Raw genomic sequence first — 547 nt, forward strand, 5'->3', positions numbered from 1 at the left:
CTGTATCAGCTTATCGTGCCGATGATCATGATCATGGGTATCGCCCTGTCGCTCATTCTGCTCGCACAGGGCTTGGACCGCTTGTTCAACCCACGCGTCAGAACGCGTCTCGCGGGTGAATCGACGACGCTGGAAGAATCGGACGAAGGTACGGAGGTGCTCTAAGCATGATGTCACAACAACAGGAAACAGTCACGGAGGTATCGGATCCCATCCTGAGTATTCGGAACGCATCGGTCACCTACGACGAGGGGAAATCGTACGTCCTGAACGACGTGAGTCTCGATATCCAGCGCAACGAGATCGTCGGCGTGGTCGGCGAAAGCGGGTCGGGCAAGTCGATGTTCGCCGAAACGATTCTGGATGCGATTCCCGACCCCGGATTGCTTCAGGGCGAAGTGATCTACCGGCCGGAAGACGGCGAGGAGGTCAACGTTCTCGAACTCTCGCAGGAAGAGTTGCGCTCGATGCGCTGGGAACAGATTTCGATGGTGTTCCAGGGGGCGATGAGTTCGTTCAACCCGACGATGAAAATCGAGGACCACTT

Annotated in this window: 1 protein-coding gene and 1 pseudogene; both read left to right on the plus strand. The window is 56.5% G+C overall.

What is annotated here, in order from left to right; translation table 11 throughout:
• A pseudogene (locus NKF26_RS23930) lies at positions 1-165 on the plus strand (ABC transporter permease); the annotation flags it as partial.
• Positions 166-167: 2 nt separating this feature from the next.
• The coding region (locus tag NKF26_RS23935; protein WP_253235031.1) for an ATP-binding cassette domain-containing protein at positions 168-547 on the plus strand (380 nt) is incomplete at its 3' end.

The organism is Haladaptatus sp. AB618, from assembly GCF_024136965.1.
In the GTDB taxonomy this organism is placed as follows: domain Archaea; phylum Halobacteriota; class Halobacteria; order Halobacteriales; family Haladaptataceae; genus Haladaptatus.